The organism is Brevibacillus sp. BD137, from assembly GCF_041644655.1.
GTDB classification, from domain to species: domain Bacteria; phylum Bacillota; class Bacilli; order Brevibacillales; family Brevibacillaceae; genus Brevibacillus; species Brevibacillus brevis_D.
On sequence record NZ_JAOTNO010000007.1, the window covers coordinates 17,907 to 33,608 of the forward strand.

Annotated in this window: 14 protein-coding genes and 2 riboswitches; of the genes, 12 read left to right on the forward strand and 2 right to left on the reverse strand. The window is 46.7% G+C overall.

The window, feature by feature from the left end:
- The first annotated feature begins 32 nt into the window (after positions 1 to 32).
- The 4 genes from yunB to ODZ53_RS16555 all read left to right on the forward strand — a co-directional run bounded on the left by yunB (position 33) and on the right by ODZ53_RS16555 (position 3,623).
- Positions 33 to 758, forward strand: coding sequence for a sporulation protein YunB (gene yunB / locus ODZ53_RS16540; protein ID WP_064201352.1), 726 nt, complete (start codon positions 33 to 35; stop codon positions 756 to 758).
- Positions 759 to 984: 226 nt separating this feature from the next.
- Positions 985 to 1,878, forward strand: a complete 894-nt coding sequence (locus ODZ53_RS16545; protein WP_372678416.1) for a hypothetical protein — start codon at positions 985 to 987, stop codon at positions 1,876 to 1,878.
- Between the two features lie 18 nt (positions 1,879 to 1,896).
- Positions 1,897 to 2,541, forward strand: coding sequence for a hypothetical protein (locus tag ODZ53_RS16550; RefSeq protein ID WP_372678418.1), 645 nt, complete (start codon positions 1,897 to 1,899; stop codon positions 2,539 to 2,541).
- A 200-nt stretch (positions 2,542 to 2,741) separates the two neighbouring features.
- Complete coding sequence (locus tag ODZ53_RS16555) at positions 2,742 to 3,623, forward strand: LysR substrate-binding domain-containing protein (RefSeq protein ID WP_372678420.1); 882 nt, start codon at positions 2,742 to 2,744, stop codon at positions 3,621 to 3,623.
- Here the strand turns inward: ODZ53_RS16555 and ODZ53_RS16560 are convergent.
- Positions 3,620 to 4,639 (reverse strand): aldo/keto reductase family protein, encoded by a 1,020-nt coding sequence (locus ODZ53_RS16560; protein WP_372678783.1) that lies wholly within the window; start codon positions 4,637 to 4,639, stop codon positions 3,620 to 3,622. The genes ODZ53_RS16555 and ODZ53_RS16560 overlap by 4 nt on opposite strands.
- Before the next feature lie 161 nt (positions 4,640 to 4,800).
- Here ODZ53_RS16560 and ODZ53_RS16565 point away from each other — a divergent pair, with 161 nt between their 5' ends.
- The 5 genes from ODZ53_RS16565 (at position 4,801) to ODZ53_RS16585 (ending at position 11,250) form a co-directional block, all read left to right on the forward strand.
- A complete protein-coding gene (locus tag ODZ53_RS16565; RefSeq protein WP_372678422.1) occupies positions 4,801 to 5,796 on the forward strand; it encodes an ABC transporter substrate-binding protein in 996 nt (331 codons plus the stop codon).
- Positions 5,793 to 7,979 (forward strand): ATP-binding protein, encoded by a 2,187-nt coding sequence (locus ODZ53_RS16570; protein WP_372678424.1) that lies wholly within the window; start codon positions 5,793 to 5,795, stop codon positions 7,977 to 7,979. Before ODZ53_RS16565 ends, ODZ53_RS16570 begins: the two co-directional genes overlap by 4 nt.
- A 7-nt stretch (positions 7,980 to 7,986) precedes the next feature.
- Positions 7,987 to 9,366 (forward strand): sigma-54-dependent transcriptional regulator, encoded by a 1,380-nt coding sequence (locus ODZ53_RS16575; RefSeq protein WP_372678426.1) that lies wholly within the window; start codon positions 7,987 to 7,989, stop codon positions 9,364 to 9,366.
- A 159-nt stretch (positions 9,367 to 9,525) separates the two neighbouring features.
- Entirely contained in the window at positions 9,526 to 10,434 is a 909-nt protein-coding gene (locus tag ODZ53_RS16580) for a c-type cytochrome (RefSeq protein WP_372678428.1), read from the forward strand.
- Between the two features lie 159 nt (positions 10,435 to 10,593).
- Positions 10,594 to 11,250 (forward strand): HAD family hydrolase, encoded by a 657-nt coding sequence (locus ODZ53_RS16585; RefSeq protein WP_199926634.1) that lies wholly within the window; start codon positions 10,594 to 10,596, stop codon positions 11,248 to 11,250.
- Between the two features lie 194 nt (positions 11,251 to 11,444).
- Here ODZ53_RS16585 and ODZ53_RS16590 read toward each other — a convergent pair whose 3' ends face one another.
- Positions 11,445 to 11,927 carry a hypothetical protein gene (locus tag ODZ53_RS16590; RefSeq protein WP_372678430.1) on the reverse strand — a complete coding sequence of 161 codons (483 nt, stop codon included), beginning with the start codon at positions 11,925 to 11,927 and terminating at the stop codon, positions 11,445 to 11,447.
- A 231-nt stretch (positions 11,928 to 12,158) separates the two neighbouring features.
- Positions 12,159 to 12,307, forward strand: a riboswitch (FMN riboswitch).
- 112 nt (positions 12,308 to 12,419) lie between these two features.
- A riboswitch (FMN riboswitch) is annotated at positions 12,420 to 12,564 on the forward strand.
- Between the two features lie 127 nt (positions 12,565 to 12,691).
- Here ODZ53_RS16590 and ribD point away from each other — a divergent pair.
- The 3 genes from ribD to ODZ53_RS16605 are packed head-to-tail and all read left to right on the forward strand — an operon-like array spanning position 12,692 to position 15,690.
- Positions 12,692 to 13,798 carry a bifunctional diaminohydroxyphosphoribosylaminopyrimidine deaminase/5-amino-6-(5-phosphoribosylamino)uracil reductase RibD gene (gene ribD / locus ODZ53_RS16595; protein WP_372678432.1) on the forward strand — a complete coding sequence of 369 codons (1,107 nt, stop codon included), beginning with the start codon at positions 12,692 to 12,694 and terminating at the stop codon, positions 13,796 to 13,798.
- Positions 13,799 to 13,817: 19 nt separating this feature from the next.
- Positions 13,818 to 14,474: a riboflavin synthase gene (locus tag ODZ53_RS16600; protein WP_372678434.1), complete on the forward strand. Its 657-nt coding sequence runs from the start codon at positions 13,818 to 13,820 to the stop codon at positions 14,472 to 14,474.
- A 16-nt stretch (positions 14,475 to 14,490) separates the two neighbouring features.
- Positions 14,491 to 15,690 carry a bifunctional 3,4-dihydroxy-2-butanone-4-phosphate synthase/GTP cyclohydrolase II gene (locus tag ODZ53_RS16605; protein ID WP_372678436.1) on the forward strand — a complete coding sequence of 400 codons (1,200 nt, stop codon included), beginning with the start codon at positions 14,491 to 14,493 and terminating at the stop codon, positions 15,688 to 15,690.
- Positions 15,691 to 15,702: the final 12 nt, after the last annotated feature.

A 15,702-nucleotide genomic window follows, 5' to 3' on the forward strand; every position in this document is an offset into this window, starting at 1 on the left:
ACCCTCTAACCATAGGATGTACCAGTTGGGAGGTGTCGGGATTGGCCGTATTTCGACCCCGTCGGCGTTGGAGAAACCCGCTTTCACGTACGAGAGCGTTTTTGATCGCATTGGTAATCTTTTTTGTTTTGACGATACAGACCCTTGTGTTTTTGCAAAATCGATTGGAGCCCACTCTCATAATCCTGGCGACGCAAAAAGCCGAGCAATTGGCGAAAGAGGCGATAACAGATGCTGTAACCAAGCGGATTTCGCAGCAAGGTGTCGACTTCAATCAGATTGTCAAAATCGAGAAGAACAACAAGGGGCAAATTCAGGCGTATCAGTTCAACTTCAAGGAATATGCAAGAATCGTGGGCGAGACAACAGCGAGAGTCCAGAATAAGCTCCAAGAGTTCGAGCAAGAAAAAGTAGACCGCACGATCCCGCTTGGTTTGGCTACAGGAAACTCCTTTTTGGCATCGATGGGGCCGAATTTGCCAGTGACTTTCGTGCCCATTGGCTCGGTCAAGACCAAGCTGGAGACAGAGCTGAAGGAAGCAGGCATCAACATGGTGCTGGCGACGGTTTATATTTTCGTGGAAGTCGATTTGCGCATCGTCATCCCTTTTGCGACTGAGGAGCAGACGGTCACGACAAAAATCCCGATCACCCATTCCTTGATCATTGGCGATGTGCCGACGTATTTGTATAACAACTCGGAAGGCAAGCCGGATGTACCGCGGATCCCTGGTGATACACCGAACAGCACTCCGTAATCGCTGAATAGGAAAAAGCGGCAGCGCGTTGCTGTCGCTTTTTTTATGCACTGCATTTCGAAAAATCCGAATATATAAACTTTTTTATTGCGCATAAAATGACAAATTATAACAGTTAAAATACGTTACCTTTATTTGGAAAATTATTAAATGTACCTGGCATATAGAATCGAACAAGCTAATGCAGGTTACACCCTTTTGCCGGAGTACTAAAAGGAGAAATTATATGCAAAAGAAAAAGCATATCTTAGTAGCATCCTCTATAACCACTGCTTTACTATTCAATGTATTGACACCAACTATGGCGATGCATGATGCAAGTAACTCAGCAAAAAGAAATGATGTGATAGAATCTTTATATAAATTAGATAAAAGTATGGAAGCTGCAGAAGGACTATCTGAGGCAGAGCTTGCTAAAAAAGTGTTTAATAGTCTTACTCCTGAAGCTCAACAAAAATTTGTAGATTTTATGGTAAAACAAAGTGAGACTGGTGATTCCAGTTTATTAGATTATCATGAGGAAGTGATAGGAAAGGTTGAGAAAGTCAATTATAAAATGGGAAAAATGCCTAATAAAACAGCGCTAAAAGCCGATCCATTGGATATCCTATCTACTAAACTTGATAGATTAAAATTACCTAGACCAGTCTACTATTCGTTTATGGCAGTTGGTGGGGGTATAGCAGCAGCCGCAGCTGATGGGCCATTACCTATTGGAGATATTATTGGAGTACTAATTGCTGTTGGTGCTGGAGCAGTTGTCGGATACTATTGGGATGAAATAGAGCCAAAGTTTGACGAAATAATAGAAGCATTTCAAGATTCATTTACTGCGATGGCTGATGAAATTGTAGAAGCTTTTAACTATCTTTATGCAAAAGGAATAATATACTACTATGATATTCCTAAAAGGCTTTTAAATGATAAAGGTGATGGTGTTGATTTAGGTCAGTTTGATAAGAGAATTGATGGGAAAACCAGAGAAAATGAAAAAACCGGTTGGAGTATTCAAAAAGATCGGGGCAATAAGCCTCATGGTGGAAGTGCATGGAAACTTAGAGATAGTAAAGGTAATCGAAAGGCTACATTGGATGATACAGGTAAAATCCTTCGAGAATAAGCTTGAGGAGGAAATTTGATGAATATCACTAAGATAGTTGAGGGCATATGGGGAAAGAAATGGTCTCCATCAGAGGATATCGAAAAAGATATAGAGTGTGATACGGCTCTCTTAGATCATAGCCATCTTGTGGCGGAACGGTTCCCACAAAAAAGTTTTACTCTGGATAGATTCCCCATGCAAATAAAAAATCAAACTGTTTTTGAACAGGTAAATATCTTTTTTGATATGACGAATGATAATCCTACCTTAATTCATTCCTATCTAAGAGAAGAAGAGAAATTTAAACAGGTATTCCGTAAACTTTGGGCGTACAATTCGGTTTGGATTGAAACAACATTACCTAATGTAAACGTGGAAATAGCGGCAGTTGCTCTAGATAGTGAGAATAAAAAAATAAGGGTTAAAGAGATTCATTCGGAATTGAAAGCATCTGATAGTATGAGTATGAAAATAAATAATCTGCATGATTTTGAATTATTCCTTGAATTAGGGCTTCGTGAGAAAGTCCCTACCGTTTTTATTTTTGAAGATATGAAGATTTGTGTATGGTCAAATTTTGATTTTTCGTTACCTTTATATTCGGGTGATGATAGATACACTGAGCTACTCCAAAGGATTTGTTCTACGGAGGGAATATATTTGCGCTCATTAACTGATTGATCATCGCTGGAAATGGGCATCGAACGCTAAGAGCCGCCGACAAGCTCACCATAGTGACTGAATAGAAAAAGCGACAGTGCACTGCTGTCGCTTTTTGTCGTGAAGGAACATGAAGAAGAGCGGGTTTGACACGAATACGATTAAAAATGGTTGGGTCTATGAATTGACGAGATCACTTATTAGGAAGGAAAATCGCGTCTATGGACTTGAAAAAACTACGCTACTTTATTGCAGTAGCAGAAGAACTGCATTTCAATCGCGCTGCGAGTAAATTGAATATGACGCAACCTCCTTTGACTCAACAAATTCAAAGTCTTGAGGAGGAACTTGGCGTGAAGCTGTTGGAACGGACCAAGAGACAGGTTCGTCTTACGGCAGCAGGCGCGATTTTCTTGGAGGAATCCAGGAGAATTGTTTCTCAGTTGGAACAAGCCGTTACGAGAACAAAACGGGCAAGCCAAGGGAAAATTGGACATTTGTCCATTGCCTTTGTAGATTCGGCAGTGGGTGGTATGCTGGTCAACGTCATAAAGGGATTTCAGGAGCGTTTTCCCGAGGTGGAGCTGTCTCTATTAGAAATGACATCCGCCGAGAAAGGGAAAGCTTTAGAGGATGGAAAAATTGATATTGGCTTCCTTCGTGTGGCAGAACCGTCCATCCATATCACTTCTCGCTTGTTTACCAACGAAACACTTGTTGCCGTACTGCCCAAGAATCATCCCCTTGCCGTAGAGCCAGCACTTTCTGTACAGGCATTGGCGGACGAGCCCTTTATTTTGTTTCCGCATCGGATGGGGACTTCTTTTCACGACTTCATTCTAAACTTTTGCAGGCAACATGGATTTTTACCTCGCGTCGTGCAGGAAGCTGTTCAAATGTATACCATTGTGAATCTGGTAGCTGCCGGTATGGGTATTTCCATTGTTCCTTCTTCAGTATCTGTTTTCCAACGCAGTGATGTGGTGTTTCGAACATTTATGGAAGAGTCACCTCCAGTCCCACTCTATGCCGCTTGGAAAACAGATAGAAGCGAGCCTGTTCTGGCAAACTTTCTAAATGTGATGGAAGAAACGACATCTTAGCCCGTTTTCTTAGGGTCAAACTCTGCGACGTCAGCTAATAGGTGATTGATTTGCTGCATGACCTGCGTATCTAGTTTGACTCCTGCAGCTTTGACGTTTTCTTTGATCTGTTCGGGGTTCGAGGCGCCAATAATAGCGGAGGATACATGGTGGTTTTGAAGAACCCATGCAACGGCAAGTTGCGGAAGCGTCAAACCGGCTTCTTGTGCGATCGGCTTGATTCGCTCTATTACCTGTAGAACTTCTTTTTGCAGCCATTGTCCGACCAGTTTATCGAAAAAGGGAGATCCGGCGGTCGAAGCCGCTCGGGAGCCCTCGGGTATTGGCTTGTCAGGTGTATATTTTCCGGAAAGAATGCCTTGCGCCAGTGGTGACCAGACAATTTGTCCGATTCCTTCACGCTCGCACGCTGGAATGACCTCGGCTTCAATCACACGCCACAGCATGGAATACTGAGGTTGACTGGCTACGAAGGGAACACGATATTCCTTTGCCAAAGCGGCACCCAGTCTTATTTGCTCTGCTGTCCATTCACTTACGCCTACATAGAGAACCTTTCCCTGCCGAATCAAATCGGAAAAGGCAAAAAATGTTTCTTCCAGCGATGTAGATGGATCAAAACGGTGTGCATGATAGACGTCAATGTAATCCGTTTGCAATCTGCGAAGGGAAGAGTGGCAGGCTTCCATGATGTGTTTGCGGGAGAGACCCCGATCGTTTTTTCCGGTACCGATCGGATGGAAAACCTTCGTGCACAACTCAATGCTTTCACGACGAATCCCCTTTAAAGACTCACCCAATATCGATTCTGCTCTCGTCTCCGAATACACATCAGCAGTATCGAATGTGGTGATTCCAGCGTCTAATGCAGCATGTACGCAGGCTTTTGCAGTGGTGTCATCTACTTGAGCACCGTGGGTGATCCAGTTTCCCAATTGAATCTCGCTTACGAATAAGCCGCTTTTGCCAAGTCTCCGATATTCCCTGTAGTCCTTCCCCCTTCCAAAATTAAACAGATTATAACAAGTATCATTACATATGAAAAATATATAAAATCATCATGATTAATATAAAAAATATATTATTCGGAGCACTCCGTATTCTAGACCAAGGTTTGTTAATTATTCACATTTTCTGCAATCATTTGCCGCTATGATGAAAGATGGATGTGATACCTATGAAGAAACAAAGGAAAATCCTCTTTCTCCTCATATTAGTGGCAGGAACTCTGCTCGATTGGTCCAGTAGTCAGCAAAAACAGGACGTCGATCTGTACACGATAGGAATTGTGATTGCCAATGAGGATCGAAAAGATAAAGTAGGGGGATTAAAGGCGGGATTACAATCGTTAGGTCTTAGTGAAGGAGTACGTGTTCAGTATGTGCCTGTTTATTTGAATACGGCTCGAACTCTTGAAGAGGAGCGCTCTCTTGTCCAGGACCTGATTTCCAAAAAGCCTAATGTCGTCGTCACGACAGGGGCGCACGAGACCTTTTTGATTCAACAGGAGACAACGACGGTTCCCATCGTTTTTATTGGTGTCGCTTCATTGGTCGAGCTACCACTTGTTGAAACAGAGGGGACGGTTACGTGTGGAATCAGCAATGGCCAAATGAATGTGATTGGGAAAAGGTTGGAGCTGACAACTCGATTGTTGCCTGACGCCAAGCGCATTCTGATCATTGCCGATTCTCATGCTCCTACGACAGAGCAAGCTATCGTAGAAGCAGGGTCAGCTGCTTCCTTGCTCGGTGTTCGCTTGCAGGTGGAGCAGGTTGCTTCCCCAAGAGATTTAGAGCTATTGCTCAGTAGGCTTTCTCCAGGAGAATACGACGCGATGCTTCCTTTACCTAGCTATGTTCTGGAAGACGCGATTACCGATTGCTTGCCTCTTTTGATCGAGAAGCAATTGTTTGTCATGGGCTCTTATCCTGAGCAGGTGAAGGCTGGTTTGTATGCCGCTTACGGTGTTTCTTTTCATGCACAAGGCATGCAGGCTGCTCATATGGTAGCGCGGGTGTTGGATGGAGTGCCGCCTACCGCACTGTCTATCGAATGGCCGGATGACGTGCGATTCGTTGTCAATGCGACTTCCCTGTCCAAGCTTCCGATTACCGTAACTGATCAACAGTGGTCACTGGCACAGGAATGGTATGGGGTGAAGAACAAATGAGGAGGAGCAGACTACCGCGCATCAATCGACTGAAGACAAAGATGCTCCTGTTTGGGCTGTGCATGTCCATCATTCCTTTTCTGATTCTTGGTTCAATCAATTTGCATACCAGTAAAGAAAAGGTTCGAGAAGAGGTAGACAGAGCCAATCAGATCTACGTGGAAAATACGTTGGCGCAGTTGGATATGCTTTTTTTACATACTTCCCAATCCATGCAGGTGGTTCAGCAGCGTTTTCTCAATGAGCGCCCTAGCGATGATGATGCTTATTTTTTGTTGAATACGTTATTGAAAACCTCGCCTTACATGGAGGAGGTCGCGCTTTTTCATCAGGATGGAGAGCCGCAGTTTTTGTTGAATCGCTGGAAGCACCAAAGACTGGACACAACAAGGGAGCAAGACAGCCAATTTCTTCCCACCATCCAGTCGGGAAAGCCATACATCGGAAGCATTGTCCGATCAGCGGAAGGGAAGCTGCTGGTAACGGTCGCGATCCCTCATGTATCCGCTAACGGTGTAAAAGGCGGCATGTACGCAAAGCTCAATGTAAAGCAGCTGCTTGAACAAGTCACGCTGCGAGCTCGATATGAAAACGAGGCCTATTTGTTTGTCACGGATGGGAAAAGTGATCGGTTTGCAGATCCGTTTATGCTGGGCAAGCCTTCTGATGGCTCCTTGACCTATTATGAACAAGCGGTTCCTCCATCCTGGACACTACCAGTTCGAACAGACAAGCCTGTTATCCGTACGTATCAAGCTTCCAATGGAGATGTCATGGTCAACTATGCCATGCGCTCTTCTGTCACACATTGGGTCATTATGCTGGAGCAGTCGAGCCAAACGGCGTTTGCTGCCTTTTCAAAATTGGAACAGTCTCTGCTTTTTACGACCTTATTCATCGCACTTATCGTGTTGGGGATTAGTATTGTATTTTCTGTCTCGTTTAGCCGATTAATGGAAAAGATCGAATCCGCTGTGCAAAAAATCGCAGGTGGCGACTTAACCGTGCGAATACCAGTGACGACCTCTGATGAAATTGGCAGACTAGCAGCGTCCTGCAATGAAATGGCACAGAGTCTGGAGACGAAGACCAATCAGCTTCTGGATGAAAAGAAACGGCTTGATCTTGTCGTCAGTGGTATGGGGATGGGGCTGATTCTCGTAGATGAATCTTTTCGCATTCGCTGGATTAACCAAACAGCGTCGGCGTGGTTCCAGGATGCGGCGAATCTCCTAGGGAAAGACTGCCACCTGACGATTGGTCAGCAATTCAGCTCATGCAATAGTTGCATGCTCCGAACGCGACAAATGGTAAACGAAAAGCAGACTGACCTTATTTCGTCTAGAGTCGATCAGGATGGACGTGTCCGCTCTTATCGCCATCAGGTTTTCCCTCTGCATCCGGAGAAAGAGTCGTCTGCTTTTCTGGAGGTTATCGAGGACATCACGGAGAAACGAGAGCTGGAAGCCGCAATCGCACAAGCAGACAAGCTCGCTGCTATTGGACTCTTGGCGTCGGGCATCGCTCATGAAATCAATAATCCATTAGGTATTCTGTCGTTGTATGGACAAGACTTGCGAGACCGTCTGGTGGAAGAGGATATTCGAGAGTTACAGGACACAGGAGAGCTTACCCAATACTTGGACACGATGGACAAACAAATTAACCGTTGCAAGGAAATCACGACCCGATTGCTGCACTTTTCGGGGAAATCACCCGTTATCGTAGAAAAAGTAAATATTCATCAAGTCCTATCAGACATTCTCATTCTTCTGTCCCATGAAATACGTGTCAAACAGGTAACGGTGAACCAGTCTCTGTCGGCCTCTGCACCGTTTCTTCTTGCTACCCCCGGACAGCTTCAGCAGATTTTGCTCAATCTGTTAACCAATGCGCTGTACGCGACCGAGGAGCGAGGAACTATTGAGATAGCAACGGATTCTCCATCGGTTGATAGACTCCGTCTGTGGATCAGAGATGATGGATACGGAATACCCGCAGCAGATTTGCCACATGTTTTGGAGCCCTTTTATACAACCAAGCCTCCTGGAAAAGGGACTGGTCTCGGGTTATCGGTCTGCTACGGGATTGTGACGAATTTAGGCGGAGAAATCGAGATCGAAAGTACGCCAAACATAGGCACGACTGTTACGGTCATCCTGCCGTCGGCAAAGGGGGAATGAACAAAAGATGCACACTGACACTCGTATACTCATTGTTGATGACGAAGCGGATTTCCGCCATCTATTAACCAGTCGATTGAAGAGAAAGGGATATACCACGCTGGAAGCATCTGACGGAATCAGCGCACAGAAGCTAGTAACCAGCGAAACGATTCATGTCATATTGCTTGATTTGAAAATGCCCGGGATGGACGGTCTCTCCTTTCTGCAATGGTGCAAGGAAACCACTCCTGCGATTCAAATCATTGTTGTGACGGGACACGGAACCATCGAAACAGCGATCGAAGCAATGAAACGCGGCGCTTATGATTATTTGACAAAGCCTTACAACCTCAATGAATTGGAGGTTTTGATTTCCAAGGCCGTCGAAAAACAGCAGTTGACCGAGGAAAACCAACAGTTGAGAGAAGCTCTATCGACAAATGGAAAAACGACGTTTCAAATCGTTGCGGAAAGCCCGAAGCTAAAAGAGGTCCTAGCTACTGCCAAGCGAGTAGCCAGTACGGATTTTCTCGTTCTCTTGAAAGGGGAAAGTGGGACAGGGAAGGATGTCATCGCGAGACTCATATATGAGTATAGTGAGAGAGCATCAAAGGCATTCGTACCGATCAATTTGGGAGCAATACCAGAAACGATGCTGGAAAGTGAACTGTTCGGGTATGAAAAGGGAGCCTTTACAGGCGCAACTGCTCAGAAAAAGGGGCTGGTAGAGATTGCCCATCAAGGAACGCTCTTTTTGGATGAAGTAGGGGATTTGCCTTTTCCTTTGCAGGTCAAGCTACTCCGTTTTCTGGAAACCGGTGAATTTCGCCGAATAGGGAGCCCGATTCTGCACAAGGTGGATGTTCGGATCATCGCTGCTACCAATGCCGATCTGGAAAAGAAAGTGGAAGAAGGAACGTTTCGATCCGATCTTTATTTCCGGCTGCATGTCATGGATATAACGATTCCACCTCTCACGCAGAGAAGCGAGGACATTTTGCCACTGTCTGCTTTCTTTTTGAATCGCCTCAAGCGTAAGTATCCAGTCAAACCGCTTTCTGTGAAAGCGCAGGCAGCTCTTTTGGCCTACTCATTCCCGGGGAATGTTCGGGAGTTGGCTCATATGATCGAACGCGCAGTCGTTTTGGCAAAAGGAGAGGAGATAGACGACAAGGATCTCTTTCCACACGAACAGCCAGTACCTCACAACCCGTCAGATCGAAAGCTCCTTTCATCAGCAGAAACGAGCGAGGAAGAGGCGTATTTACTGAAAAATGTAGAGCGAGAACATATCAAGCATGTGCTGGATGTTTCCCAATGGAACAAGACCAAGACAGCTGAGAAGCTGGGGATCAGCGTACGTAATCTGTATCGAAAAATCGAAGAGTACGAGCTGCGACCGTGACATTTTGTCGCGGACTGACCATGACATTTTGGCATGGTCTTTTCTTTTTCTTGCTCTTTGGAAGCGCCAACTCGTTCGTTTTCCAGCTTTTATGGCTTGGCACGCCTCTTGCTATTCTTACCCTAGTGAATACACGATCAACATGGAGGAGTGAGACCTATGATCAAAAAAGAGAAGACAGGCTGGAAGAAGCTGTCCATGGTTGTAGTGGCGATGCTGGTCTTTGCTGGCTGCGCTACACAGCAGACCGCCCAACCCACCTCAACAGCGAGTGAGGCATCGGGAGCAATCAATCTAGATTCCTACACCCCGCCTAGTATGGACAAGGTGCCAGAAGGGCCATTGGGAGAATCGATTAAGTATGGACATAAGTTAATGAATGAAACGAGCACAGTGATCCCTGAATATACAGGGAATAAGCTCTCCTGCTCTAGCTGTCACGGTAATGCCGGAATGGATGCGACTTCCCCTTTAACCGGTGTCACCGCAGTCTACCCCCAGTACATTCCAAGGTCTGGAAAAGTGGTTACCATTGAAGATCGCATCAATGGTTGTTTTCAACGAAGCATGAACGGAAAGCCATTGCCTTATAACAGCGATGAAATGAGAGCGATGGTAGCCTATCTGTCGTATATCTCAACAGATGTACCAGTAGGCATTAAAGAGCGCCCGTGGATAGAGAAAAATGATTTGAAGAGCGTACCTCAACCGAATGTGGCAAATGGAGAAGCCCTCTTTCAAAAATCGTGTTTACAATGCCACGCAGCTGATGGTTCAGGAACAGGACCAAACTCTGGACCAGCCCTATGGGGAGATAACTCCTTCAATATTGGTGCAGGTATGGCCCGTATTTCCAAAGCTGCTGGCTACATTCAGCGCAATATGCCTCTAGGGGAAATGGGCGGTATTAAGCAAGGCTCGTTAACCGATCAAGAAGCAGCGGACCTGGCTGCCTATATTTTGTCCAAGCCACGTCCGGACTTTGCCAAAAAGGCACAAGACTGGCCAGCTGGAGGCGTTCCAAAGGATGTGCCGTATGAAGTAGACAGCGCCAAGAAGAAGCAATAGGAACTCAACGCTTGGCCCCAAAAACGTCACCTGCATGCAGGCGGCGTTTTTTTTTTTGAAACGGATTGGACGAAACTTGCTGTACAATTGAACAAGAGACTTTTTTAGGCAGAAAGTAGGTAGCAATCAACATCGGATTACTCAAATAGGAGGGTTCCAATGAACAGGAGCTTGCATAAGGGCATTATTTTCGATATGGACAATACCTTGTTGCAATCTAGAATCAACTTTTCAGCAATGAAACAGGCCATTTTTCAGCATTGGGTGGATCATGGCATCTGTGAGCCAACCATAGAGTGGGAGAAGCATACCGCCTCTCAATTGATAGAGATTGGGAGACAATCAGAGCGAATGACAAGTGAGTTGGAACAAGCGATGTGGGAAGCAGTTACCGCGATCGAGAAGGAAGGGATGCATGGAGCTGTCCTGGAGAAGCATGCGGTGGAAGTACTGGATCAGTTGAAAGAGAACTACCATTTGTATATATTGACCAACAATGCCTATGCTGCTGCAGTAGAAGCATTGAAAGAGACGGGTATCGCATCCTATTTTGACGAAATCGTGGCCCGTGAACAAATGACGACCTTGAAGCCGTCTCCATCGGGCATTCACTATATTCGAAATCTGCGCCCTGATTGGCCTGACTCTGCATGGACGATGATCGGCGATTCGTGGATTGATGGAAAGGCGGCCACCGATGGACAAGTAGCGTTTATTTCGTATCAAGGGAACCAGCTGGATATGGAGCGCCATGAGGTGAAACCAGTGGTTTACATCACGGATTTACTAGAGCTACTAAGAGTATTAGAGGCGTAATTTGAGGCGCTGTGCATATTCGATCCGAAAAAGATAGATATGAGAGAGAAGTGTATATGATTTGCAAAGTTACTAAGATTACATGTAAAAAGGCTGTCGAAACGTTCTCGACAGCCTGAGCCGTCCAACAATCGGACAACTTCTCTACCAGTTGCAGCAAGAGGAAACCATTCAGACGCATGTAGTCAAATTAATTAATTTAGGTAATAGGTATAGATTGAGTAAGCGTTACTCATAGACGAGTCGGAAGAAGCTCTGGCTGCTCTTAAATAGTATGTCTCGCCAGCAACGACTTGCTTATCAAATGAATGACGAGAGTAGTCTGCTCGGGTACCGCCAGGGCCAGTGTTTTGCACCATTTCAAGCCAAAAATCCTGATACTTGGAAGAATTTATATCACCACGGGCATAAGCAAACTGTACTCGAATGGTACCAGACTTTTCAGCAACGAACTTATAATAATCAAAATTGCTATCGTCTAAATTACCATTAATTTGTCCACCGATTGAATATGGATTAGCCGATTCTCTATTGTTGTTAGGCTCATAGTCGTAATATATGGCTCCTGCAGTGTTCATGAATTCCGGAGATTTTGCTTCTACTTCTGTAGCAGTAGCAGAAATGGAGAGACTAGCTAATAGAGTGAGAGAAAGAAAACCAGCAACTACCTTTTTCATCGATATACCTCCGATTATTAGTATTAATGGTACAAATTGAGAGTATAATACATTTGATGGAAATTCAATATTTTTTTGTAATATTTTAACTTATTTTGTAATATATGATGACTTTTTGTGTCATATAGTGGGAAGTAAGGTGATAGATTGACAGAAAAGCTGAAAGAGTAGTTTGAACTGTTAAGCACATTGCCAATTGATAAAAATATGCTATACTTTGCCTAACTGAATACCAGCCTTCAGGGTAGGGTGCAATTCCCGACCGGCGGTAATGACGAACGCACGTCTGAGCCCGCGACTCGCTATCGTAAGCAGTTGATAGCGACTGACTTGGTGCAAATCCAAGGCCGACGGTACAGTCCGGATGGGAGAAGGTATTTGGAACGGCCTGTTTCGCTGTTTTTTTCAAAAAACGGTAGAAACAAGGCTTCTTTCTGAACGCCCTGAGCATAATATTCATGGGCGTTTTTATTTTTCATAAAACTTCATAGCGACAATCTTCAGGGCAAGGTGAAATTCCTGACCGGCGGTAATGGCGTACGTACGTCTGAGCCCGCGACTTGCTGACCACACTTGCAGCGACTGATCTGGTGAAAGTCCAGAGCCGACGGTACAGTCCGGATGGAAGAAGATTTTGTGCTTTCTTCATTTGTTTTTTGGAAAAATGAATGAGGTAAGGCTTCTTTCCCTATGCCCTGAAACGCTTTGAGGTTTCAAGGGCTTTTTGTGTTTGGCTGGAATGATGGAACAGAAAGGAGTGCGGTATGGAACAGGACAGCAAGTACATGGATCTGGCGCTGGAATTGGCACGATCGGCACGAGGTCAAACCAGTCCGAATCCCATGGTCGGAGCTGTGATTGTGAAAGATGGAACCATCGTCGGAATGGGAGCGCATCTGCGAGCAGGAGAGCCCCATGCTGAGGTGCACGCACTTCGGATGGCTGGGGAAAAAGCGCAAGGCGCGACCGTGTACGTGACCTTGGAGCCTTGCAGTCACTATGGGAAAACACCGCCGTGTGCAGAGGCGTTGATCGCAGCTGCTGTACGTCGTGTCGTTGTAGCGACGCTCGATCCGAATCCATTGGTGGCGGGACGAGGAGTGGAGATGCTGCTGGCCGCAGGAGTGGAAGTAGCGGTGGGCGTGAGAGAAGAGGAAGCGAAGGCGCTCAATGAAGTCTTTTTCCATTACATCCAAACCAGACGTCCATTTGTGACGGTAAAGACGGCCAGTACATTGGATGGGAAAATCGCTTCGTTCACGGGACACAGTCGATGGATTACTGGAGCAGAGGCTCGGTCAGAGGTGCATGAATTGCGCAGGCAGCACGATGCGATTCTCGTTGGGGTTGGAACGATTCTCGCGGATGACCCACTGTTGACGGCGCGTCAGGAGAAGCAGCGTTTTGGAAGTCAGCCAGTTCGCGTGATTTTGGACAGCCAATTACGGACGCCGCTGGATGCCCGTGTGGTCCAAAATGCAGATGCGAAGACATGGATCTTTGCGACAGATTCAGCCCCAAAGGAAAAGCAGGAGCTGTTTGCGGCAAGAGGAGTAAAGGTCATCACAACGGCAGGGGCAATTCGCGTGGAAAAGGTGCTAGATACGTTGGGAGAGCTGGGAATTACCTCGCTGCTTGTGGAAGGCGGGCAGGAGGTCAACGGCTCCTTTTTGCAGGCGAGAGCGATTCAAAAGGTCGTGAGCCATATCGCGCTAAAGCTGATCGGGGGAAGCGGTGCGCCTTCGCCATTCGGAGGTCAAGGCTTTGCGACGATGGGAGAAGCGGTACAGCTGGCAAATGTCACGATCACGCCGATCGGGAAAAGCGATGTACAGATCAGCGGGTACCCACAATGGGAGGATCAGACGTAGCGAGTGAGGAGGAAAGAGCATGTTCACAGGACTGGTCGAAGAAGTGGGCGTGTTGGAATCGATTCAAGGGAACGAGCAGGCGAGTCGACTGGTCATCCGCGCACAGCAGGTACTCGAAGGGGTGAAGCTCGGTGACAGTATCTCGGTCAATGGTATTTGCCTTACCGTTACTTCTTTTACCAATCGCCAGTTTAGCGTCGATGTGATGCCAGAGACGATGAATAAGACGAGCTTGCGCCAATTACGCAGTGGACAGCGAGTGAATTTGGAGAGAGCGATGCGACTGGGGGACCGATTCGGCGGGCATATCGTCTCCGGACATGTAGACGGGACCGGAATGGTTGCTTCACGAGAGGTAAATGCGAATGCCGTCGTGTTTCGGATTGAGGCCGAACCGCAGCTGTTGAAGTACGTTATTGCCCGTGGATCGATTTGCATAGATGGCATCAGCCTCACTGTGGTGGACGTAAACGATAGCGGTTTTACCGTTTCGATCATACCGCATACGCTGGCGAATACGAGTCTTGCAGACAGACGACCTGGGGACTTGGTGAATCTCGAAACGGATGTCATCGGCAAATATGTGGAGCGTTTGTTAGGTTATCAAAACCATGGCACTACTGAAAAATCTGGCGGGCTCAGTCTGGACTTTTTGCAGGAAAACGGCTTCGCGTGAGTAGGAGGGAGAAAGCATGTTTCACAGCATAGAAGAAGCATTGGAAGATTTGCGTCAGGGCAAGGCGGTCATTGTGGTAGACGATGAGGATCGGGAAAACGAAGGAGATTTTGTCTGCATGGCCGAAGCGGCTACGCCTGAAATGATCAACTTCATGGTCACACATGGCAGAGGACTTGTTTGCGTACCGGTGACAGAAGAGCACGCGACTCGCTTGCAGCTCCAACCGATGGTGAATGCCAATACAGACAAGCAAGGAACGGCTTTTACCGTGTCTATCGATGAAGGGAGTACACATACAGGGATATCCGCTCATGAGCGCTCTCAGACGGTCTTGGCGATGCTTGACGAGCAGAAGGTCGCAGACGATTTCCGCAGACCGGGACATATTTTTCCGTTAATCGCGAAGTCTGGCGGTGTATTGCGCAGAGCGGGACATACGGAGGCGGCAGTTGATTTGGCTCGCTTGGCGGGGGGCATTCCAGCGGGAGTGATCTGCGAAATTATGAATGAAGATGGCTCTATGGCACGTCTGCCGCAATTGGTAGAGATCGCGCGCCGCTTTGATCTCAAGCTGATTACCATTGCAGACTTGATCGCGTATCGGATGCGGACGGAATCCATGGTGAAACGGGAAATCGAAGTGCAGCTTCCGACTGCCTACGGTGATTTTCGGATTGCCGCTTACACGAATGAGCTGGATGGCAAAGAGCATGTGGCTCTCATCAAGGGAGAGATCCGACCGGATGAGCCTATTCTCGTCCGCGTGCACTCGGAGTGCTTGACAGGAGATGTTTTCGGCTCTCATCGCTGCGACTGCGGCCCACAGCTGCACGCAGCATTGAAACAGATCGAAGCGAATGGACGCGGCATTTTATTGTACATGCGCCAGGAGGGCAGAGGCATTGGCTTGATTAATAAGCTGCGTGCCTACAAGCTGCAGGAGGAAGGCTTGGATACGGTTGAGGCCAATGAAAAGCTAGGATTCGCCGCTGATCTTCGAGATTACGGTATTGGTGCGCAAATTTTACGAGATTTAGGGGTGCAACGCATGCGGCTTTTGACCAACAACCCACGAAAAATCCGCGGGCTTACCGGTTACGGATTAGCAGTAGAAGAACGGGTGCCGCTTCAAACGCCAGAGCATCTGCACAACAAACAGTATCTATCAACAAAACAAGAGAAGCTGGGTCACCTGCTTCATCTGAACGGATAAGGAGAGGGAATA

Excerpts from the sequence above, each read along its gene's own strand:
- ODZ53_RS16600 (WP_372678434.1), top strand. The coding sequence starts at position 13,818 with ATGTTCACAGGACTGGTCGAAGAAGTGGGCGTGTTGGAATCGATTCAA.
- ODZ53_RS16585 (WP_199926634.1), top strand. The coding sequence starts at position 10,594 with ATGAACAGGAGCTTGCATAAGGGCATTATTTTCGATATGGACAATACC.
- ODZ53_RS16580 (WP_372678428.1), top strand. The coding sequence starts at position 9,526 with ATGATCAAAAAAGAGAAGACAGGCTGGAAGAAGCTGTCCATGGTTGTA.
- ribD (WP_372678432.1), top strand. The coding sequence starts at position 12,692 with ATGGAACAGGACAGCAAGTACATGGATCTGGCGCTGGAATTGGCACGA.
- ODZ53_RS16565 (WP_372678422.1), top strand. The coding sequence starts at position 4,801 with ATGAAGAAACAAAGGAAAATCCTCTTTCTCCTCATATTAGTGGCAGGA.
- ODZ53_RS16570 (WP_372678424.1), top strand. The coding sequence starts at position 5,793 with ATGAGGAGGAGCAGACTACCGCGCATCAATCGACTGAAGACAAAGATG.
- ODZ53_RS16605 (WP_372678436.1), top strand. The coding sequence starts at position 14,491 with ATGTTTCACAGCATAGAAGAAGCATTGGAAGATTTGCGTCAGGGCAAG.
- ODZ53_RS16590 (WP_372678430.1), bottom strand. The coding sequence starts at position 11,927 with ATGAAAAAGGTAGTTGCTGGTTTTCTTTCTCTCACTCTATTAGCTAGT.
- ODZ53_RS16575 (WP_372678426.1), top strand. The coding sequence starts at position 7,987 with ATGCACACTGACACTCGTATACTCATTGTTGATGACGAAGCGGATTTC.
- ODZ53_RS16550 (WP_372678418.1), top strand. The coding sequence starts at position 1,897 with ATGAATATCACTAAGATAGTTGAGGGCATATGGGGAAAGAAATGGTCT.
- ODZ53_RS16555 (WP_372678420.1), top strand. The coding sequence starts at position 2,742 with ATGGACTTGAAAAAACTACGCTACTTTATTGCAGTAGCAGAAGAACTG.
- ODZ53_RS16545 (WP_372678416.1), top strand. The coding sequence starts at position 985 with ATGCAAAAGAAAAAGCATATCTTAGTAGCATCCTCTATAACCACTGCT.